The 20,650-nt window shown below is 73.6% G+C and carries 21 protein-coding genes; 14 read left to right on the top strand and 7 right to left on the bottom strand.

The window, feature by feature from the left end; translation table 11 throughout:
* Positions 1-35 precede the first annotated feature (35 nt).
* Complete coding sequence (locus ACJOT3_RS22195) at positions 36-806, bottom strand: 4'-phosphopantetheinyl transferase family protein (RefSeq protein ID WP_406975009.1); 771 nt, start codon at positions 804-806, stop codon at positions 36-38.
* Positions 807-902: 96 nt separating this feature from the next.
* Between ACJOT3_RS22195 and ACJOT3_RS22190 the strand changes: the two genes are divergently transcribed.
* From ACJOT3_RS22190 to ACJOT3_RS22170, 5 genes are all read left to right on the top strand, one after another.
* Positions 903-1,070: a hypothetical protein gene (locus ACJOT3_RS22190; RefSeq protein WP_406975008.1), complete on the top strand. Its 168-nt coding sequence runs from the start codon at positions 903-905 to the stop codon at positions 1,068-1,070.
* A gap of 52 nt (positions 1,071-1,122) precedes the next feature.
* Entirely contained in the window at positions 1,123-1,929 is an 807-nt protein-coding gene (locus ACJOT3_RS22185; protein ID WP_406975007.1) for a DeoR/GlpR family DNA-binding transcription regulator, read from the top strand.
* A 117-nt stretch (positions 1,930-2,046) separates the two neighbouring features.
* The gene (locus tag ACJOT3_RS22180) at positions 2,047-2,865 is read left to right on the top strand and encodes a polyprenol monophosphomannose synthase (protein ID WP_406975006.1); all 819 of its coding nucleotides are present in this window, start codon (positions 2,047-2,049) and stop codon (positions 2,863-2,865) included.
* Positions 2,866-2,944: 79 nt separating this feature from the next.
* Positions 2,945-3,211 (top strand): hypothetical protein, encoded by a 267-nt coding sequence (locus tag ACJOT3_RS22175; protein ID WP_406975005.1) that lies wholly within the window; start codon positions 2,945-2,947, stop codon positions 3,209-3,211.
* Positions 3,199-3,504 carry a hypothetical protein gene (locus tag ACJOT3_RS22170; RefSeq protein ID WP_406975004.1) on the top strand — a complete coding sequence of 102 codons (306 nt, stop codon included), beginning with the start codon at positions 3,199-3,201 and terminating at the stop codon, positions 3,502-3,504. The genes ACJOT3_RS22175 and ACJOT3_RS22170 overlap by 13 nt, the downstream gene beginning before the upstream one ends.
* 212 nt (positions 3,505-3,716) lie before the next feature.
* Here the strand turns inward: ACJOT3_RS22170 and ACJOT3_RS22165 are convergent, their stop codons facing one another.
* The 3 genes from ACJOT3_RS22165 to ACJOT3_RS22155 form a co-directional block, all read right to left on the bottom strand.
* Complete coding sequence (locus ACJOT3_RS22165; protein WP_406975003.1) at positions 3,717-5,309, bottom strand: DHA2 family efflux MFS transporter permease subunit; 1,593 nt, start codon at positions 5,307-5,309, stop codon at positions 3,717-3,719.
* A 99-nt stretch (positions 5,310-5,408) separates the two neighbouring features.
* Positions 5,409-8,126: an ABC transporter permease gene (locus ACJOT3_RS22160; RefSeq protein WP_406975002.1), complete on the bottom strand. Its 2,718-nt coding sequence runs from the start codon at positions 8,124-8,126 to the stop codon at positions 5,409-5,411.
* A 4-nt stretch (positions 8,127-8,130) separates the two neighbouring features.
* Entirely contained in the window at positions 8,131-8,901 is a 771-nt protein-coding gene (locus ACJOT3_RS22155) for an ABC transporter ATP-binding protein (protein ID WP_406975001.1), read from the bottom strand.
* A gap of 361 nt (positions 8,902-9,262) precedes the next feature.
* Here ACJOT3_RS22155 and ACJOT3_RS22150 point away from each other — a divergent pair, with 361 nt between their 5' ends.
* From ACJOT3_RS22150 to ACJOT3_RS22130, 5 genes are all read left to right on the top strand, one after another.
* Positions 9,263-10,531, top strand: coding sequence for a sensor histidine kinase (locus ACJOT3_RS22150; protein WP_406975000.1), 1,269 nt, complete (start codon positions 9,263-9,265; stop codon positions 10,529-10,531).
* Entirely contained in the window at positions 10,528-11,187 is a 660-nt protein-coding gene (locus ACJOT3_RS22145; RefSeq protein ID WP_406974999.1) for a response regulator, read from the top strand. The genes ACJOT3_RS22150 and ACJOT3_RS22145 overlap by 4 nt, the downstream gene beginning before the upstream one ends.
* A 223-nt stretch (positions 11,188-11,410) precedes the next feature.
* Positions 11,411-12,115, top strand: coding sequence for a beta-ketoacyl-ACP reductase (locus ACJOT3_RS22140; RefSeq protein ID WP_406974998.1), 705 nt, complete (start codon positions 11,411-11,413; stop codon positions 12,113-12,115).
* A gap of 62 nt (positions 12,116-12,177) precedes the next feature.
* On the top strand, positions 12,178-12,942 hold the full coding sequence (gene fabI, locus ACJOT3_RS22135; RefSeq protein ID WP_406974997.1) for an enoyl-ACP reductase FabI: 765 nt from the start codon (positions 12,178-12,180) through the stop codon (positions 12,940-12,942).
* 77 nt (positions 12,943-13,019) lie between these two features.
* Positions 13,020-13,781, top strand: a complete 762-nt coding sequence (locus ACJOT3_RS22130) for an SDR family NAD(P)-dependent oxidoreductase (protein ID WP_406974996.1) — start codon at positions 13,020-13,022, stop codon at positions 13,779-13,781.
* Here ACJOT3_RS22130 and ACJOT3_RS22125 read toward each other — a convergent pair.
* Positions 13,732-15,156 (bottom strand): serine hydrolase domain-containing protein, encoded by a 1,425-nt coding sequence (locus tag ACJOT3_RS22125; protein ID WP_406974995.1) that lies wholly within the window; start codon positions 15,154-15,156, stop codon positions 13,732-13,734. The genes ACJOT3_RS22130 and ACJOT3_RS22125 overlap by 50 nt on opposite strands.
* A 63-nt stretch (positions 15,157-15,219) precedes the next feature.
* On the opposite strand from ACJOT3_RS22125, the gene ACJOT3_RS22120 reads away from it, so the two are divergent.
* Positions 15,220-15,843 (top strand): TetR/AcrR family transcriptional regulator, encoded by a 624-nt coding sequence (locus ACJOT3_RS22120; RefSeq protein ID WP_406974994.1) that lies wholly within the window; start codon positions 15,220-15,222, stop codon positions 15,841-15,843.
* A 6-nt stretch (positions 15,844-15,849) separates the two neighbouring features.
* Here ACJOT3_RS22120 and ACJOT3_RS22115 read toward each other — a convergent pair whose 3' ends face one another.
* Complete coding sequence (locus ACJOT3_RS22115) at positions 15,850-16,830, bottom strand: aldo/keto reductase (protein WP_406974993.1); 981 nt, start codon at positions 16,828-16,830, stop codon at positions 15,850-15,852.
* Complete coding sequence (locus ACJOT3_RS22110; protein ID WP_406974992.1) at positions 16,808-17,245, bottom strand: MerR family transcriptional regulator; 438 nt, start codon at positions 17,243-17,245, stop codon at positions 16,808-16,810. The genes ACJOT3_RS22115 and ACJOT3_RS22110 overlap by 23 nt, the downstream gene beginning before the upstream one ends.
* Before the next feature lie 213 nt (positions 17,246-17,458).
* On the opposite strand from ACJOT3_RS22110, the gene ACJOT3_RS22105 reads away from it, so the two are divergent.
* The 3 genes from ACJOT3_RS22105 to ACJOT3_RS22095 all read left to right on the top strand — a co-directional run.
* A complete protein-coding gene (locus ACJOT3_RS22105; RefSeq protein ID WP_406974991.1) occupies positions 17,459-18,313 on the top strand; it encodes a polyphosphate polymerase domain-containing protein in 855 nt (284 codons plus the stop codon).
* The gene (locus ACJOT3_RS22100; protein WP_406974990.1) at positions 18,310-18,996 is read left to right on the top strand and encodes a DUF4956 domain-containing protein; all 687 of its coding nucleotides are present in this window, start codon (positions 18,310-18,312) and stop codon (positions 18,994-18,996) included. Before ACJOT3_RS22105 ends, ACJOT3_RS22100 begins: the two co-directional genes overlap by 4 nt.
* Before the next feature lie 5 nt (positions 18,997-19,001).
* Positions 19,002-20,650, top strand: a 1,649-nt coding sequence (locus ACJOT3_RS22095; RefSeq protein WP_406974989.1) for a CotH kinase family protein, incomplete at its 3' end; no start/stop codon positions are given.

Genomic DNA, 20,650 nt, shown 5'->3' with positions numbered 1-20,650 from the left:
GGCGCGGACCGCGGTGTCGGCCATCGTGCCCGGCCTCAGTGGCGCAGCAGGTCCCGGACGGCCGACGGGGGGTGCAGCACCGGTTCCACCGGGCGGTCGGTGAGCACCGCCAGCGCCGCCCGGTACTCCTCGCCCCGGTCCAGGTCGGTCAGCCACGACGACGCCGGGTCGCCGCCCCCGGTCCACTCCAGCAGCCGCGCGCCGGTGTGCGGCGGGCTCACCGTCACCCGGCGCAGCCCCCCGGCCAGACCCAGCCCGGTGGCCTTGAGCAGGGCCTCCTTGCGCGCCCAGTAGCCGAAGAACGCCCCCGTGCGCTCGGCCTCCGACAGCCCCGCCCACACCTCGCGCTCGGTGTCGGACAGGGTGTAGGCCGCCAGTCCGTCCAGGTCGCGCGAGTCCGACACCCGCTCCACGTCCACGCCCACCGGGACGCCCTCGGACACCACCAGCACCACCCACTCGCCCGAGTGGCTCACCGAGATCTCCCACCCGTGGGCCGGGCCCGCCGGGTGCGGTTTGCCGTGCGGCTCGGCGTCCCGCTCCGCCCCGGCGCGCTCCTTCTCGTCACAGGAGCGGCAGCGCAGGTCGAACAGCACGTCCCGGGGATCGCACCCCGCCCGCTCGGCCAGCGCGAGCCGGGACATCGCCCGGGCCAGCAGGTGCCGGTCCCGGTCGGCCCGGTGCAGGAACCGGTCGCCCCGGGCCCGTTCGCGCTCGTCCAGCAGGTCCGACAACCGGTCCGTGGCCGAAGACGTGTGCGCCCACCAGATCTCGGGCGCCAGGGGAGGGAGAGTCATGCATCCCATTGTGGACCCGGTCGCTCGGTGATCGGGGGTGTGAGGGGGGCCTGAACCGGGAATCGGGTAAAGGACAGGTCAGCCCGTCCCCTGGGGAGGCCGGAGATGTCCGTTGTGATGCTGTTCGGAGCCGGAGCGCTCGTCGGGCTGGTGGCCCTCACCGCGGTCATCATCGTGACCCTCCTGACCGAGGACCCCGACCGTATCGACACCCCCCTCGACGCCGAGGAACCGGAGGAGGAGCGCCCGGTCATCGGTCGGTCCGTACTCTAGACCGGGCACGGGGACCCACCCGTGCCCCCACCGGAGCACGGAAGGTCAACCCATGGTCGAGGAGAACCGTCCGGCGTTCGCCGCCGAGCGGCGGGAGCGCATTCTCGAACTCGTGCGCGCCAACGGCACCATGTCCCTGCGCGACATCGCCGTCAAGGTGCACGCCTCCGAGGTCACCGTCCGCCGGGACGTGCGCGCCCTGGAGGCCGAGGGCCTGGTCGACCGCCGCCGCGGAGGGGTCGCCCTGCCCGGGCGCATCGGCCACGAGCAGAGCTACACCGGCCGCAGCGGCCAGGCCGCCGCCGAGAAGGCCGCCATCGCCGTTTCCGCCGCCCGCCTGGTCCGCCCGGGCGACGCCGTCACCATCGGCCCCGGCACCACCACCGAGGCGCTGGCCCGGGAGCTGGCCTCGCGTTCGGACATCACCGTCGTCACCAACTCGCTGCGGGTCGCCGAGGCCCTGGCCGGCTCGACCGGCGTCGAGGTCGTGGTCACCGGAGGCACCCTCTACGGCCCCGCCCGCGCCCTGGTCGGCGCCGCCGCCGAGCAGAGCCTCAAGGGGCTGCGCGTCACCCGCGCCTTCCTCTCGGGCAACGGCGTCAGCGCCGAACGCGGGCTGAGCACCCCCAACCCCGCCGTCGCGGGCGTGGACGCGGCCCTGGCCGGCTGCGCCGAGGAGACCGTGGTCCTGGCCGACCACACCAAGATCGGCGCCGACACCATGGTCGCCACCGTCCCGCCCGAGGAGATCGCCCACCTGGTCACCGACAGCAGCGCCGACCCCGAGGTCCTCATGACCCTGGAGGAGACCGGCGCCCTGGTCCACGTCGCCGTCGTGGCCCGCGAACGCGGGCAGTAAGCCGCTTGTGCACCCGCAAAGGGCGTACCCTACCGTTCACGCCCATTGTGCGGTCCGCGTCCGATGGGTGATGCTGGACGCATCCACCGCCGACCCACCCTCAGGAGCCTTCCGCGCATGCCCTCTTCATCGACGCCCTCGGAGCAGCCCCCGTCCGCGCCGGTGCGCGTCACCCCCGAGCCGGTGGCCCTGCCCGAGCCCTGGTCCCGGGCCGCGCTGACGGTGGTCGTGCCCACCTATGAGGAGGCCGAGAACCTGCCGGTGCTGGTCCGCCGGCTCATGTCCCTGGACCTGCCGGGGCTGCGGGTCGTGGTCGTGGACGACAACTCGCCCGACGGCACCGGGGAGGTCGCCGACAAGCTCGCCCTGGAGTTCCCCGGCCGGGTGTCGGTGGTGCACCGCACGGTCAAGGACGGGCTGGGCCGCGCCTACGTGGCCGGGATGACCCGGGCCCTGGAGGACGGCGCCGAGTACGTCGCGCAGATGGACGCCGACCTCAGCCACCCCGTCGGCTACGTCCCCCAGCTGCTGGGCACCCTGCTGGCGACCAACGCCGGGGTCGTCATCGGCAGCCGCTACGTGCCCGGCGGCAGCCTGTCCGAGCAGTGGGGGCTGAGCCGCCGCCTGCTCAGCGGCTGGGCCAACACCTACGTCAAGACGGTGCTGGCCATCCCGGTCCGCGACGTCACCGCGGGCTTCAAGGTGTGGCGCGCCACCGCCCTGGAAGTGCTCGACCTGCCGGGCATCGAGAGCACCGGCTACGCCTTCCAGGTGGAGATGCACTACCGGGCCTTCCGCCGCGGGCAGAAGATCGTCGAGATCCCCATCCACTTCGAGGAGCGGGCCGTGGGCCAGAGCAAGCTCGACGGCGCCGTCGCCCTGGAGGCGGCCCTGCGCCCGCTGCGCCTGCGCCGCGCCGAGAACTCCCGCCGCTGACCGGCGGCGCGCCGCCACCTCCTTCAAAACCCCGGGTCGAACTGCGATCATCGAGTGACCACGGGGGAAGGAGGGCGTCGTGACCGATCAGCCCTACGACGTGAACGCCGACCTGGGGGACGACCCCCAGGAGAGCGAGATCGCCGAGACCGAGAGCCGCATGGACGCGGTGGGGTACACGTTCGAGGACGAGGACGCCGAGGACCAGGGCGAACTGGGGATATCCGATGAGGTCCGCCAGGAGGAGCCGCCCGTCCTGGAACGCGAGGACTGGAACCCCGACGACCCGGGCGCCGAGACCGACGCGCTCCACGAGGAGGACGACGACGGGCGGTGGACGTCGTGACCGAACGGCCCTACGACGTGAACGCCGACCTGGGCGACGACCTCCAGGAGAGCGACATCGCCGAGACCGAGAGCCGTATGGACGCCCTGTACGGCTACAACTTCACCGAGAACGACGCCGAGGGCGAACTCGGCATCACCGCGGAGGTGCGCTGCGAGCGCAAACCCGTCATACCGCGGGAGAACTGGGACATCGACGGCCCCGGCGCAGAGGCCGAGGCGGTGCACGTGATCACCCCGGAGGGGGACACCGACCCCGATCCCGACTCCGCCCCGGAGGACCGCGACTTCTAGCCCGCGGCTTCCGGGCCGTGCCCTCTTGAACCTCCGCTTCGGCCCACCCGTCAAGAATCAGAAGGTCCTCAACGGACGGCCTGACGGCCGCGGCCTTGCTACCTGGCTCGGCGCCCCTAGAAGGCGGGAACCTTCGGCCCCTACGGAGAAGTCCTCGTTCCTCGGACTTCGCCTCCAGGGCCTCCAGAACCCCGCTGGCGCCTCGCGAACCCCTAAGCCCCGGGACGGTCCTGGATCCGCCCGGCGCTGGACCCCGGACAGGAGCGCATCGGCGGCCCCGACACCCCGCAGAACCGCAGCGGCTGCTCCTCGATGTGCGGGGGCACCGCGCTGGTCTCCTCGGGCAGCGCGCCGCGCGCGGCCGCCTCGGAGGCCTCGGGCATCCGCCCCCGCGGCAGCAGCAGCGCGCACAGCGCGGCCGCCGCGCACAGCCCCGCCAGGATGAGCATCGCCGGGCCGAACCCGTCGGCCAGGGACCCGGCGTCGGCGGCGCCCCCGGCCTCCCCGCCCCCGGAGACCCCCGCCAGGGCCGGGATCGCGGCCACCCCGATGAGCTGGGCGCCGCGCGCGAACGTGTTGTTGACCCCCGAGGCCAGCCCCGAGTGCCGTTCCGACACCGACGCCAGCACGGTCGCCGTCAGCGGCGCCACCGTGGTGGACAGCCCCAGCGCCACCAGCAGCACCCCCGGCAGCACGTCGGTGAGGTAGGGGGCGTCGGGCCCGATCCGCGACAGCAGCCACAGCCCGGCGGCCACCAGCAGCGGTCCGGCGATCAGCTGGGGGCGCGGGCCGATCCGCGCGGCCAGCTTGCCCGACCGGGCCGACAGCGCCAGCATGATCACGGTGATGGGCAGCGAGGCCGCCCCGGCCGCGATCGGCGAGTAGCCGGCGACCTCCTGGAGGTAGATCACCAGCAGGAAGAACAGCGGCCCCAGCGAACCGTAGATGAGCACGGTCGCCGCGTTGGTCGCGCTGAACCCGCGGGAGGAGAACATGCCCAGCGGCAGCATCGGGTCGGTGACACGCGACTCCACCACCACGAACAGCCCCAGCGCGAGCACGCCGATGACGGCCCCCGCCCACACCGCGGGAGTGGCGCCCACCGCGCCCCACTGGATGAGCGCGTAGGTGATGCCGCCCAGGGCCACGACCCCCAGCAGCGCCCCCGGGTAGTCCAGCCGCGGCGCCGCCCCGGGGTCGCGCGACTCGGGCAGCTTGAACCACGCGATGGCCAGCACGGCCGCGGCCAGCGGCAGGTTGATGAGGAAGATGAGCCGCCAGTCGCCGATCTGCACCAGCCACCCGCCGACGAACGGGCCGATGGCCGAGGCCACCCCGGTGAGCCCGGACCAGGCGCCGATCGCCCGGGCCCGGTCCTGTTCCCGGAACCCCGACTGGAGGATGGCCAGGCTGCCCGGGGTCAGCAGCGCGCCGCCCACCCCCTGCACGATCCGGCCCGCCACCAGCCACTCCAGGGTCGGGGCGAACGTGCACAGCGCCGAGGCCAGCGCGAACACCGTCACACCCCAGATGAACAGCCGCACCCGCCCGAACCGGTCCGAGAGGGAGCCGCTGAGCAGGATGAGCGCGGACAGCGTCACCATGTACCCGTTGACGATCCACTGGAGCCCGGACAGGCCGGTCTCCAGGTCGCCCTGGATGGCGGGCAGCGCCACCGTCACCACCGTCGAGTCCAGGAACGCCATCCCGGAGCCGAGCACCGTGGCGGTGAGCATCCACCGGGCCGCGGGCGATCCCCAGGCCACACCCCCCGCAGCGACCGGACTCGTCGTCGAACCGCCCATCGGTCCCACCCCCCGGGTCCACCGTACGACGGCGGCCCCCGCCTGGGCGGGGGCCGCCGTGTTCCCGTTCGGTGTGTCGACGCCCGGCGCGGGCGCGGTTCACTCGCTCGCGAGCGCCCCGGTGATCGAGGTCCCGGCGGCCCGGCGGGCGGGCAGCACCGCGGCGACCAGCCCGGCCAGCACCGACACGGCGATGAACACCGCGATCTGTCCGGCGGGGACGGCGAACACCAGGCCCGGCAGGACGGAGTCGGCGGCGGCCCAGCCGAACAGCACCCCGAACACGATGCCGATCCCGGCGCCGATGAGGCACAGCAGGACGGCCTCGACACTGAGCATCCGGCGCAACTGCGCCTTGGTCAGCCCCAGCGCCCGCAGCAGCGCCGACTCGCGGGTGCGCTCCAGGACCGACAGGGCCATGGTGTTGGAGATGCCGAACACCGCGATGACGATCGCCAGGCCCAGCATCGCCGCCACCGTGTAGAACGCGATGTCCAGGATGCCGGAGAACTGCTCCTTCATCTCGGCGGTCGACATGACCTGAAGCGTCGGGTAGGAGTCGACGCTGTCGTAGACGGCCTCGCGCACCTGCGCCGCGTCGGAGTCGGAGCCGGCGATCACGTACAGGTTCCGGAACTCGGTGACCTGCGGGTAGGCGGCGGCGAAGTCCTCCGGGTCGACGGTGGCGCCCCACAGCCCCTGGGCGTCCTCGGTGATCGCGACCACTTCGAGATCGCGGTCGGCGGCGCCCCACAGGCCCGGGAGGGTGAAGGTGTCGCCCACCTTCGCGCCGTTCGCGTAGCCCTCGGAGAGCACGACCTTGCCGGGGCCCAGGTCGGTGAGCTCGCCCTCGACGGTGTCGGCGGTCAGGTCGACGCCGATCCGGCCGTTGACGTAGGCGGTGACCGGCAGGGTCTCGCCCCCGGCGAGGTCCACGTACAGGCTGCGGTCGGCGATGACGCGCTCCAGGGCGTCCTGGCCGCGCAGCACGTCGAACACCTCGGCGGAGATGCCCGGTTCGAGCGGGACGGCCGGGCCGTCCTCGTCGGCGGCCTCCGCGTCGGCGGGAGCCTCCTCGACCGGTGCCTCGGCGGCGGTGACCTCTCCGCCTTCGGTGACCTCCTCGCCCGGTGCGGCCTCCCCGCCCTCGGCGGCGGCCTCCCCGTCCGGGGCGGCCTCCTCGCCCGCCGTGTCCTCCTGCCCCTCGGGGGCGTACTGCGTGGAGATCTGGTAGTCGACCGGGAACTGCTCCTCCAGCGCCTTGGTCAGGGTGCTCTCCGTGGAGGCGCTGACCACCGAGTACCCGGTGATGAGCGTGGCCCCCACGGTCAGGGCGATCATCGCGGTCGCGGCCCGGCGCGGGCTGCGCACGGAGTTGTCCACGGCGAGCATGCTCGGCACGCCCACCCGGCGCAGCGGCAGGCCCACCGCGTTCACGATCCCGCGGACCAGCAGCGGGCCCAGGACCACCACGCCCAGGAACGCGATCAGCGCGGCACCGGTGACCACGACCGGGCCCAGCTGGTTGGGTCCGGAGAGCTGGCTGACCACCACCAGGGCGGCGGAGGCGGCGAAGGCGAGCAGCCCCAGGACCACCCGCACCCACCCGGTGCCCTTCTCCAGCCCGGCGGCGGTGGCGCTGGTGCGCAGCGCCGCCAGCGGGGACACCCGGGTCGCCCGGGTGGCGGGGACCAGCGCGGAGAACACGGTCACGACGGTGCCCAGCACCAGCCCGGTGACCACGGCCAGCGGCGTGACGGCCAGGTCGGAGGCGTCCATGCCCAGCAGCGGACCGCCGAAGGTCGCCCCCGCCATGCCGATGCCGATGCCCGCCAGCACACCCAGGACGGACGCGACCAGGCCCACGACCAGGGACTCGGCCAGCATCGACCGGAACACCTGGGAGCGCTTGGCGCCCACGCACCGCAGCAGGGCCAGCTCGCGCTGGCGCTGGGCGATGAGGATGGCGAAGGTGTTGTAGATGACGATCCCGGCCACGAACATCGCGATGAACGCGAACAGCAGCAGCACGGTGCGCAGCATCGCCGTGTCGGCGCCCGAGTTCTCGGCCATGGTCAGGCCGAACTCCTCGCCGGTCCGCACCTCGAACTCGTCGCCGACCACGCCGGCGACGGCGTCGGCGACCTGCTCGTCGGTGTGCCCCGGGGCGGCGACCGCGTCGATCTCGGCGTACCCCTGGACCCCGGTCATCTCGCGCAGGGTGTCGGGGTCGAACACGATCGCCCCGCCCTGGCTGTAGAGCGGCTCGGCGCCGAAGTCCACCAGGCCGGTGAGCGTGAACTCCCGCTCGGCCTGGTCGCGGTCGAGCACGGTGACGGTGTCGCCGACCTCGAACCCGATCTGCTCGGCGGTGGAGGTGGCCAGCGCGATCTCGCGGCCGTTCGCGGGCAGGGCGCCCTCGTCGGCGGTGAACCGGTTGTGCTCCCCGAAGGACAGGGCCTTGGGCGGGAAGAAGCCGAAGGCGCGCCCGTCGCCGTCCAGCAGGACGGCCTCGCTCCGGGCCATCCCGTCGGCGTCGGCCACCTGCGGCAGCGTCCGGATCTCCGCCAGGTGCTCCTCGGTCAGCGGGACGGTCTCCCAGGGTCGATCGGGGTCGCCGGTCTCCCGGTCGGTCTCGACGACGATGGCGTCGACCGAGGTGGCGGCGCCCATGACGGTCTTCTCGTAGCCGGCCTCCAGGGTGTCGGCGAAGACCATGGTGCCGGTGGTGAACATGACGCCGAGCATGATCGCCAGCACGGTCGTGACGTACCGGGACTTGTGCAGGCGCAGCCCGGCCAGTGTGGTGCGCAACATCGGATCAGGCCTCTTCCAGCTTGAGCAGCCGCTGCGAGACCAGCTCGGCGGTGGGCGCGGCCACCTCGTCCACCAGGCGGCCGTCGCGCAGGAACACCACCCGGTCGGCGTAGGAGGCGGCGACCGGGTCGTGGGTGACCATGACGATGGTCTGGTGCAGCTCCTTGGCGGAGGTGCGCAGGAACGCCAGCACCTCGGCGCCCGAGCGCGAGTCCAGGTTGCCGGTGGGTTCGTCGGCGTAGACCACCTCGGGGGCGTTGAGCAGGGCGCGGGCCACGGCCACGCGCTGCTGCTGGCCGCCGGAGAGCTTGGCGGGCAGGTGGTGCAGCCGCTCGCGCAGCCCGACCACCTCGATGATGTGGTCGAAGCGCTCCTTGTCCACCTTGCGCTTGGCGATCTGGGAGGGCAGCAGGATGTTCTGCTCGGCGGTGAGCATCGGCAGCAGGTTGAACGACTGGAAGATGAACCCGATGCGGTCGCGCCGCAGCAGGGTCAGCTCGGCGTCGCGCAGCCCGGTGATCCGGGTCCGGCCCAGGTGCACGGTGCCGGAGGTGGCCACGTCCAGCCCGGCCAGGCAGTGCATGAGGGTCGACTTGCCCGAACCGGAGGGGCCCATGATCGCGGTGAAGGCACCGCGGTGGAACTCCACGTCCACCCCGTCCAGGGCGTGGACGCGGGTCTCCCCGGTGTCGTAGACCTTGGTCAGGCCCCGGGCCACCACCACCGGGGGCGGGGCCACGGGGGAGGCGAGGGGGTCCACTGCGGGTGCGTTCACGGGAACGGCTCCAGACGATGTGCGGTGACGGTGGGACCGGGGCGGACCGGGCGGGGCGGGTGCCCCGTCCGGTGGCGCCGCCGGTGATCTCCAAGCTAGGTCCGGAAAAAGCCCGCCACCTCGGCCTTAAGGACGGTTTCCGCCCTCGTCCAAAGGGACGATGTGCGGGGGCGCGCCGACTCCTTCGTCCGGTCCGACCCCCGACTTTCGTCGATGCCGGACCGGTCGCGGAAGGCGGCGTTCGCCCCCGTTCGTACGCCCTGACCTGCGCGGACGTCGAAAGGCGGCGGTCCGGCCCCGGGTCGGCGCCGCGCCCGCGCGCCCGCCGGGCCGCCGCGCCCCGCGCCGTAGACTCCGCAGCATGTGGACGTGGCTGAAGGAGTCGGGGAGGGCGCTGGGCTCCCTGGAGCGGCGCCGGGGCGGGTGGTGGTGGGAGCGCAGGCTCGTCTTCGCCGACTGGTTCTACGCCCTGGCGCCGCTGCCGGTCAGCGCCGGGCTCCAGCTCTCCTCCAGCGCCTCCACGAGCGTCGGGCTGCTGGGCGGGATACCCGCCGCGGCCCTGAACGCCATGGCGGTGTTCAACGCCTTCGCGGCCGTCCTCGCCGGGTTCGTGGTCTACGCCGCCCCCGCGCTGTGGGCCGCCGCCGTGGTCCTGCTGCGCCGCACCGACCCCCGGTGGCTGCTGGTCACCGCGCTCGCCCTGCTGCTGCTGTTCGGCAACTTCGTCCCGGCGGCCATCGCCCTGTACTCCTACGCCGTCTACCACTCCGACCGGCGGGTCCTGGCGGCCTGGCTGGTGGCGCAGAGCCTGGGGATGGTCGCCGCCTACCAGGCCTCCTTCCTGGGCCACTTCTTCCTCATCATCGGGTTCCTCGTCATGCCCACGGTCATGGGCCTGTGGGTCGGGACCCGGCGCCAGCTCATCGACCGCCTCCACGAACGCGCCGAGCGCCTGGAGCGCGAACAGCACCTGCTCGCCGACCAGGCCATCACCGCCGAGCGCACCCGCATCGCCCGCGAGATGCACGACGTGGTCGCCCACCGGGTCAGCCTCATGGTCCTGCACGCGGGCGGTCTGGAGGTCTCCTCCGAGGACCCGCGCACCATCGAGACCGCCGGGGTCATCCGCACCACCGGCCGCGAGGCCCTGTCAGAGCTGCGCGGCATCCTCGGCGTCCTGCGCGAGGAGGGCGCGGCCGCGCCCACCGCGCCCCAGCCCGTCCTGTCCGACCTGGACCGCCTGCTCCGGGAGTGGCGCGCCGCCGGGATGGAGATCGAGCGCACCGAGACGGGGGAGGACCGGCCCGTCCCCGGGCCGGTGCAGCGCACCGTCTACCGCATCGTCCAGGAGGGGCTCACCAACGCCGCCAAACACGCCCAGGGCGCCCGCGTCGCGGTGCTGCTGCACCGGGCCCCCGACCGCCTGGAGGTGGAGGTCGCCAACGGCCCGGCCCCGGCCGCCACCGGGGCGCCCGCGCCCCGCAGCGGGTTCGGCCTCACCGGCCTGCGCGAACGCGTCGTGCTGGCGGGCGGGGACCTCACCGCCGGTGTGTGCCCGGACGGCGGGTGGCGGTTGCGCGCTATCGTGCCGACCGACACACCCGCAGGCGCCGAGGAGGCCGCTCCGTGATCCGCACCGTCCTGATCGACGACGAACAACTGGTCCGGTCCGGACTGCGGATGATCCTGGACTCCGCCCCCGACATCGAGGTGGTCGGCGAGGGCGGCGACGGAGCCGAGGCGATCCGCCTGGCCGAGGAGCTGGACCCCGACGTGGTCCTGCTCGACATCCGCATGCCCGGCGTGGACGGCCTGACCGCCGCCGCCCGGCTGGCCGCCCTGCCCGACCCGCCGCACGTGGTGCTGCTGACCACCTTCGACCTGGACGAGTACGTGCACGGCGCGCTGCGCGCCGGGGCCGTCGGCTTCCTGCTCAAGGACACCCCGCCGCGCGACCTCATCGCCGCGGTGCGCACCGTGCACGAGGGCAACGCCATGCTCTCGCCCAGCGTCACCAAGCGCATGCTGGAGCGGTTCGCCGCCCCCGCCCCGGCCGACTCCGCCGAGGGCCGGGCCGGCGCCGAACGGCGCCTGGAGGTGCTGAGCGAACGCGAGCGCGCCGTCCTGGTCGCCGTCGCCCAGGGCATGTCCAACGCCGAGGCGGGCCGCGCCCTGGGCATGCGCGAGGCCACCGTCAAGGCGCACGTCAGCCGCATCCTGGCCAAGCTCGGCATGTCCAACCGGGTCCAGGCCGCCATCCTCGCCCACGACGCCGGGTGGGCCTGAGCCGCAGCCCGGCCCGGTGGACCCGACCCGGCGCCCGGCCGGGTGACCCCGCTCACGCGGACGGGCCGGGCATGTCGGAACCCCACAGGAAGCCGGGGAGGAGTCCTGTACCCGTCCGCATTGCGACCACCCCCCGTGACCTCGGTACGCTGCATTGCGATCCCCGACCCCGTCATGTGTCGTGGTCGCCCCATGGCGGCCGCGGGTAGAACAAGGAGCCTCTATGTCCCGCTCGGTACTGGTCACCGGTGGCAACCGCGGTATCGGCCTGGCCATCGCCCGTGAACTGGCCGCCGGCGGCGACAACGTGGCCGTGACCTACCGGTCCGGCGAGCCCCCGGAGGGGTTCCTGGGCGTGCGCTGCGACATCACCGACTCCGCCCAGGTCGACGCCGCGTTCAAGGAGGTCGAGGAGGCGCAGGGACCCGTCGAGGTCCTCGTCGCCAACGCCGGGATCACCAAGGACCAGCTGCTCGCCCTCATGAGCGAGGACGACTTCTCGTCGGTCCTGGACACCAACCTCACCGGCTCCTTCCGCGTCGCCAAGCGCGCCGTGCGCGGCATGATGCGCAAGCGGTCGGGCCGCATCGTCCTCATCTCCTCGGTGGTGGGCCTGCTCGGCTCCGGCGGCCAGGCCAACTACGCCGCCTCCAAGGCCGGGCTCGTCGGCTTCGGCCGCTCCCTCGCCCGCGAGCTGGGCTCGCGCAACATCACGGTCAACGTCGTGGCCCCCGGGTTCATCGAGACCGACATGACCGGCGCGCTCCCCGAGGACCGCCAGGCCGAGATCAAGAAGAACATCCCCCTGGGCCGCTACGGCAGCACGGAGGACATCGCACGCACGGTGTCCTTCCTCGCCGGGCCCGGCGGCGCCTACATCAGCGGCGCGGTCATCCCCGTCGACGGCGGCATGGGCATGGGTCACTGAGCCGACGTACCCGACCCGGCCCACCGCACAGCAGACCAGAAACAGGACGGACAACCCGACACATGGGACTTCTCGAAGGTAAGCGCATCCTCGTCACCGGGGTGCTCACCGACTCCTCCATCGCCTTCCACGTCGCCCGCCTGGCCCAGGAGCAGGGCGCCACGGTCGTCCTGACCGGCTACGGCCGCCTCAGCCTGGTGGAGCGCATCGCCAAGCGCCTGCCCGAGCCGCCCCCGGTCCTGGAGCTGGACGTCACCGACGACGAGCAGCTGGGCACCCTGGCGGCGCGCGTCTCCGAGCACGTCGACGGCCTGGACGGCATCGTCCACTCCATCGGGTTCACCCCGCAGGACGCCCTGGGCGGCAACTTCCTCAACACGCAGTGGTCGGACGTGGCCACCGCCATGCACACCTCGACGTTCTCGCTGAAGTCCCTGACCACCTCGCTGACCCCGCTGATGAAGAACGGCGGCTCGGTGGTGGCGCTGGACTTCGACAACAGCGTCTCCTACCCGATCTACGACTGGATGGGCGTGGCCAAGTCCGCGCTCACCTCCACCGCCCGCTACCTGGCCCGCTACGTCGGCGACCGGAACATCCGGGTGAACCTGGTCTCCGCGGGCCCGCTGAGCACCATGGCCGCGCGCAGCATCCCCGGGTTCGAGGAGCTGGCCAAGCACTGGCCCGAGCGCGCCCCGCTGGGCTGGGACGTCAGCGACCCCGAGCCCGCGGCCAAGGCCGTCGTGGCCCTGCTGTCGGACTGGTTCCCGGCCACCACCGGCGAGATCGTCCACGTGGACGGCGGGTTCCACTCCACCGGCGCCTGAGCGCCCTGCTAGGTTGACGCGGTCGGCCCCCGCCCGGGGGCCGGCCGCACGCCGTTGCAGCGGGAGGGGACGCGGGCATGGATCTGGGACTGTCGGGCGCCAGGGTGCTGGTGACGGGGGCCAGCCGGGGGATCGGCCGGGCCATCGCCGAGGTGTTCGCGGACGAGGGCGCCGACCTGGCGCTGTGCGCCCGCGACGGGGTGGCGCTGGCCGAGGCCGCCGGTGAGCTGAGCGCCAAGGGCGTCAAGGTGTACGCCGTCCCCCTGGACGTGCGCGACCACGACGCGCTGCCCGGCTTCGTGGCCGGCGCCGCCGCCGACCTGGGCGGGCTGGACGTCCTGGTCTCCAACGTCTCCGGCGGCAGCGCGCCCACCCCCGACCAGTGGGAGCGGGCCTTCGACACCGACCTGCTGCCGTTCCTGCGCCTGACCGAGGCGGCCGAACCGCACCTGAAGACCTCCGCCCGGGGCGGGTCGGCGGTGCTGATCTCCACCACCTCGGCGCTGCACGTCACCTCCCCGGCCGGGGCCCGCTCCTACGGCGCGGTCAAGGCGGCCCTGAACCACCACGCCTCCTCCCTGGCCCGCGCCTGGGCGCCGCAGGGGGCGCGGGTCAACACCGTCTCGCCGGGGCCGATCGAGTTCCCCGGCGGCGGCTGGGCCCGCCGCCGGGAGAACGACCCGGACTTCTACGAGGGCATCCGCTCGCGCATCCCCACCGGGCGGCTGGGCCGCCCGGAGGAGGTCGCCCGCGCGGTCGCCTTCCTGGCGTCCCCGGCGGCGACGTTCATCACCGGCCAGAACCTCGTCGTGGACGGCGGCTTCCTCGACCGCGTCTGATCGCGTCCCGCACCGGGGGTGCCAGCCCGCGCACGGCCAGGACCGCGCCCAGCAGCCCGGCGGCCGCCGCCGCCAGGGCGAGGTCGGGGGCCCACAGCAGGGACGCCCGCGGGCCCATGAACGACAGCAGGCCCGCGGCCGCGACGGCGGCGAGCGCCCCGACCGCCCCGAGCGCGATACGCCTGCGGCCCCGGCCGGGCCGGACGGCCGCGGCCCCCAGGGCCAGGGCGGCCCCGGTGGTCCCCCAGGCGGCGGCCGGGGCGGTCCGGCCCGCGGCGGGATCCGCCACCGGGGCACCCGCTAGCAGGCGGGCCAGGTCGAAGGCCAGGCCCTGGACCTCTCCGTCGGCGAGCACCGCGTAGGCGTTCTGGAGCAGCACCACCGCCCGGCCGCGTTCGGGCAGCACCACCACCATCGCGGCGTACCCGGGGGTGGCGCCGCCGTGGAACACCACGGGCTCCTCTGTGCCGGACAGCACGGTCTCCCGCCAGCTCAGCCCGTACCTCTGCGCCGAGCCGGGCACTGGCACGGCGCCTTCGCGCATGCCGGCCAGGGTGGCGGCGTCCAGTAGCGGCGGCTCGGGGTCCAGCTGGAGGCGGGCGAAGGCGGCCAGGTCGTCCAGGGTCCCGCCGAGGTAGCCGTAGGAGACGCCCTCGTCGTCCACCTCCCCGGCGCCGGCGGTCGGGATGCCCCACAGGAACCGGTGCCCGGGGGCGAGCCCGGCGGCCCCGGCCTCCTCCGCATCGGTGAACGCGCCGTCCATCCCGGCGGGCTCCAGCACCGCCTCCCGCAGGTGGCCGTGCAGGTCGCCGGTGACCTCCTCGACGACCGCCCCGAGCAGCAGGTGGTTGGCGCTGGAGTACTCGTGCCCGCCGGGCGCCGCGGCCGGGACCCCGGCCAGGTGCTCCACCCGCGCGTCGAGGTCCGGCGCGTCCGGCCCGTAGCGGTCGGTCACCGCGAACGCGGCGCGCTCGGGGATACCGGAGGTGTGCGTCATCAGGTCGCGCACGGTGATGTCGCGCCCGGCGAACGCGGGCAGGTGGTCGCCCACCGGAGCGTCGAGGTCGAGCCGCCCCTCCCGCGCCAGGACGACGGCGGCGGTGGCGGTGACCGGCTTGGCCACCGACCCCCACAGGAACGCGGTGCCGGCGTCCACCGGCTCCCCGGCGCCGTCGACGCCGGTGCGGAGGGCGTGCTCCACGCCCGCGGGGCCGACCACGGCGTAGGCCAGGCCGGGGATGTCGAGCGCGGCCGCGTGCGCCGCTGCCAGGGCGTCCATGGCCTGGGTATCCATGGCCCGGGCGTCCATGGCGTCCAAGGCTTCGGCGGGCGGGGCGGGGGACAGGGCGAGCAGCAGGGCGAGGGGTAGGCGCATCGGCGTCCTTTCGATAACCGTATGCGTATATGGTTATAGCCGTATGCTGATACGGTCAACCCCGTGCCCCGAACCGCAGACCACGACCTGCGCCGCGCCCAGATCGCCGACGCCGTGTACGACCTCATCGCCGCCGACGGCCTGGCCGCCGTCACCGTCGCCCGCACCGCCGACCGCGCGGGCATCTCCGTCGGCCTGGTCCAGCACTACTTCCCGGCCAAGGACGACATGCTCCTGCACGCCTTCGAGCGGGTCGGCGCCGCCGTCGCCGCCCGGGTCGCCGACCTCGTCGCCGAGGGCACCCGGCACGAGCGCTCCATCGCCGAGGTCCTGGCCGCCGCCCTGGCCGAGCACCTGCCCCTGGACGCGCGCCGCCGCGCCGAGTTCCGCGTCACCCGCACCTTCGCCGGGCGCGCCCTGGACAACCCCCGACTGGCCGGGGTGGACGCCCGCACCGCCGCCGCCCTGCGCGCCGAGATCGCCCGCGGGGTCGCCAACGGCTTCGAGTGCGGCGAGGTCGACCCCGCCACCGACCCCGCCCTGGCCGCCGCCCGCCTGGCCGCCGCCGCCGAGGGCCTGGCCACCGCCGTGTACCGCGACCCCGGCGAGCAGGAGCGCGCCCTGGCGGTCCTGCGCGCCGAGGTCGGATCGGTGTTCACCGGCGAGTGCCGCCAGTACCGCCGCTGACGGGCGTCAGCGGTCGGTGCCGGCCGGGACGTCGGGCTCGCCGCGGCCCCCGCTGACCTCCGCGGCCGGGACCGCTTCGGCCAGCCGCCGCACGTCCTCCGCCGACAGCACCAGGTCCGCGGCCGCCGCGTTCTCGTCCAGCCGGGAGGCCCGCCGGGTCCCCGGAATGGGCACCACCCCGTGCGCGGCCACCCAGGCCAGCGCCACCTGGGCGAGCGTGGCCCCCTTCTCCCGGGCGATCTCCTCCACCCGCTCCACCAGCCGCCGGTTGGCGGCGAACGCCTCCGGCTGGAACCGGGGCAGCCCGCGCCGGGCGTCGTCCGGGGCCAGGTCGTCCAGGCTGCGCACCCCGTCGGTCAGCGTGCCCCGCCCCAGCGGGGAGAACGCCACGAACCCGATCCCCAGCTCGTCCATCACCGCCTTCTCCCCGTTGTGCAGCACGTCCGGGGCGAACAGCGAGAACTCCGACTGCACCGCGGCCAGCGGGTGCACCGCGTGCGCCCGCCGGATGGTGTCGGCCGCCGCCTCCGACAGCCCGATGTGCAGCACCTTGCCCTCGCGCACCAGCTCCGCCATGGCCCCGACCGACTCCTCGATCGGCACCTTCGGATCGACCCGGTGCAGGTAGTACAGGTCGATCACGTCGGTGCCCAGGTGGCGCAGCGACCGCTCGCAGGCGCGCCGGATGTAGGCGGGCGTGCCGTTGCGGCCGTGCACGGTGCCGTCGTCGTCGGTCTCCGCGGAGGCCTTGGTGGCCAGCACGACCTCCGAACGCCGGCCCCCCAGGGCGCGGGCGATCAGTTTCTCGTTCTCGAACGGCCCGTAGGCCTCGGCCGTGTCGATGAACGTGACTCCGACGTCGACCGCGTGCCGCAGCGTCGCGACGGACTCCCTCTCGTCGCCCGGCCCGTAGAACGCGCTCATCCCCATGGCGCCCAGGCCGATGGCCGACACCTTCAGCCCGTCACCCAGCTCCGTCGTCCTCATGGTCCCCCCTGTGCGCCACGACCTCGCGGTACGCGGCGATCTTGCGTTCGATGGCGAGGAGGTGGCGCCTGGTGCGCTCCATCTCCTCGATGACGTGGTCCCGGTGCCGTTCCAGCAGCTCCAGCCGCTCGGCCTCGGTGCCCGCCCGGCGGCTCAGCTCCGCCATGACGCGGATCCGCGCGATCGGCATCCCGGTCTGGCGCAGCATCAGCAGCCCCGCGATCCAGGCCAGGTCGGAGCGGTGGTACCGCCGCCGGTGCCCGGAGTCGCGCGGGGCCGGATCCAGGAGCAGGCCCTCGTCCTCGTAGTAGCGCAGTGTCCGGACGCCGATCTCGAGGATCTCGGCGGCGCGCCCGATGGGCACCCCCTCGGGCGGGATCTCCGCGTCGACGTCCGGGAGCAGGATCTCCGTCATGCCCCCATCGTGCGACCTCCAGTGCGCCGGAGGTCAAACGCCGCGCGGCGAGACCCCTCTCACCCGATTCCAACCCTGGGCCGGACCCCCGCCGCCACCGGGGGAGACGCCGCCGTTCTCAGCGAACTCCCAGGAATCTCCCGGGAAGGTCCCCGGCTCGTCGTGTTCCGTTCTTCGAGTCGTCACCGAACCCACCGAGAGGAGACACCGACCGTGCCGACGGACACGACCTCAGCGGGCGACCGCCTCCGGGCCCCGAGCGGGCTGCACGCCTTCAACCGCTACGAGCTCAAGTACCTGGTGCCGCGCTCCCGGCTGGCCGACGTGCGCGCCGAACTGGGCGCCCGCATGCGGCGCGACCCCTACGCCGGGGACGACGGCTACGCCGTCTGGAGCCTGTACTACGACACCGACCGCCTGCGCTTCTACTGGGAGAAGATCGAGGGCCTGCGCTTTCGCCGCAAACTCCGCATCCGCCGCTACGGCGATCTGGGGGAGGCGCCCGAGGACACCCCGGTGTCCGTCGAGATCAAGCAGCGCGTCAACCGGGTCACCCAGAAGCGCCGCGTCCTGCTGTCCTACCACCTGGCCCGCGGCCTGTGCGACCGGCGCGTCCGCGTCGCCCACCCCGACGCCGACCCCGCGTTCATCGACGAGGTCCTGGACCTGGTCCACCGGCTGGACCTGCGCCCCGTCGCCATGACCGGCTACCGCCGCGAACCCTACGTGGGCGTCGACGCCGACCTGGGCCTGCGCGTCACCCTCGACCACCGGGTGCGCGGCCGCGACCGCGACTTCGACCTGCGCGCCCCGGCCGAGAACCGCTACATCATCCGCCCCGACCTGGCGGTGCTGGAGGTCAAGGTCAACGAGCGCGCCCCGTCCTGGGTGACCGACATGGCCGCCCGCCTGGACCTCCAGGTCCAGCGCATCTCCAAGTACTGCCAGAGCGTCGAGGCCTGCGGCCGGGCCCCGCGCTCCGTGTTCCACCTGCCCGACGGCGACGCCGCCGCCGAGGCGCGCCCGCTGACCACCGACCACCGCACCGCCCCGGAGCCCGCACGATGAACCTCGATCTCTCCCTGACCGACCTGTCCGGAACGTTCAGCGTCATGGACGTGGTCCTGGCCCTGGGCCTGGCCTTCGCCATGAGCCTGGTGGTGGCCTGGACCTACCGGGCCACCCACCGCAACATCTCCTACAGCCAGAGCTACGTCCACACCCTCATCATCCTGGGCATGCTCATCGCCCTGATCATGCTGGTGGTGGGCTCCAACATCGCGCGGGCCTTCGCCCTGGTGGGCGCCCTGTCGGTGGTGCGCTTCCGCAACGCGATCAAGGAGACCCGCGACGTCGGGTTCATCTTCCTGGTCATGGGCATCGGCATGGCCTGCGGCACCCGGTTCTACCTGCTGGCCGTGCTGGCGACGGTGCTGATCTGCGCCATCGTGCTGCTCATGCACCGGTTCGACTGGTTCTCGCTGAACGTCCAGCGCCAGGTCGTCAAGGTGCAGGTGCCCGCCGACGGCGGCGACCACGCCCCGTTCGTGGAGGACGTCCTCATCCGCTTCACCGACGAGTACGAGCTGATCGGCACCGAGAGCGTGCGCGGCGGCTCCCTGCTGGAGTTCGTCTACACGGCCCGCCTCAAGAAGGGCGCCAAGCCGGGTGATCTGGTCGCGGCCCTGCGCTCGGTCACCGCCGGCCAGAAGGCCACCGTCCTGACCGGCTACGACCAGACGGACCTGTGATCGCCATGGACACGGAGGACACCGCCGCACAGGGCACCGCAGCACAGGACACCGCCGCGCCGAGACCGGGACTCCGACACCGCGTCCCCGCCCGGCTGCGCCACCACGGGTGGAAGGTCGCCGTCCTGGCGGCCGGGCTGGTCGCCGTGCTGCTGCTCCTGGCACCGACCCGGATCATGCCGTACGTGACCTCGGCGCTGGTCCCCGACGACGAGATCACCGAGGACATCGAGGGCACCACCGACCTGTTCGCCGACGGCTCGCACACCATCGAGGTGACCTTCGACGAGCAGGAGTACGCCGAGCTGGTGGACGCCTTCCAGGAGGAGGGCGAGAAGGAGTACATCCGGGCGGACATCGTCATCGACGGTACGGGGATCGAGGACGTGGGCCTGCGCCTCAAGGGCAACTCCACCCTGATGAGCCTGCGCGGCGGCGGCCGCGAGGACGAGGCCGAGGAGGAAACGGGTGGGGGCGGCGGTCCGAGCGGGGTGACCCTGTCGGAGGACGCGCCCGAGGACCTGCCCTGGCTGATCTCCTTCGACGAGTACGCCGAGGGCCGCGCCTACCAGGGCCGCACCGAGCTCGCCCTGCGCCCCGCCGCCTCCGGCTCCGACACCGCGCTCAACGAGGCGCTGGCCCTGGAGCTGACCGAGGCCGCCGGGCAGGACACCCAGGACCACACGCTGACCTCGTTCACGGTCAACGGGGAGACCTCGGTGCGGCTGCTGCTGGAGTCGCCCGACGCGGCCTGGGCCACCGAGCTCGGTGACGGGGTGCTCTACAAGGGCCGGGCCGGGGGCTCCTTCGAGTACCTGGGGGAGGACCCCACCGAGTACGGGGAGGCGTTCAAGCAGATCAACGCCGAGGGCGCCTACGACCTGACGCCGGTCATGGGGCTGCTGCGGTTCGTGGAGGAGTCCGACGACACCGAGTTCGCCGAGGAACTCGACGAGCACCTGGACGTGGAGTCCTTCGCCCGCTACCTGGCCCTCCAGGACCTGATGTCCAACACCGACGCCATGGACGGCCCCGGCAACAACTACTACCTCTGGTACGACATCTCCGAGGACCGGTTCACGGTCCTGTCCTGGGACCTCAACCTGGCCTTCGGCGGGATGGGCGGGGGCATGGGCGGCCCGATGGGAGGGGCGGCGGAGGAGGAACAGGCCTCCGAGGGCGCGGAGGCCCCCGAAGGGACGCAGCCCCCGGAGGGCATGGAGATGCCCGAGGGCATGGAACCGCCCGAGGGCGGCTTCCCCGGCGGCGGCGGGGAACGCGGGGAAGGCGGCGGCATGTCCACGGGCGGCAGCGGGGCGCTCAAGGAGCGCTTCCTCGCGAACGCCGACTTCGAGGCCCTCTACGAGTCCGCCCACGCCGACCTCTACACCGAGCTGGTGGCGAGCGGCACCGCCGCCGACCTGCTGGCCGAGGTCACCGCGCAGGCCGAGGCGGCCGGGGACACCGGCGCCGCCGAGGTCTCCGAGAGCCTGGCCGAGAGCCTGGCGGAGATCACCGAGGAGCCCTCCGCCGACACCGGCTTCCCGGCCCCGGGCGGCCAGGCCCCGGGCGATCAGGCACAGGGAGATCAGGCACAGGGCGGCGCCGCTCCCGACGGAGCCGCGCCCGCCGCCCCCGGCCCCGAGGAGTCCTG

It is taken from the genome of Nocardiopsis protaetiae (assembly GCF_045446735.1).
GTDB lineage: Bacteria > Actinomycetota > Actinomycetes > Streptosporangiales > Streptosporangiaceae > Nocardiopsis > Nocardiopsis protaetiae.
This window is presented reverse-complemented; position numbering and strand designations above follow the sequence as displayed.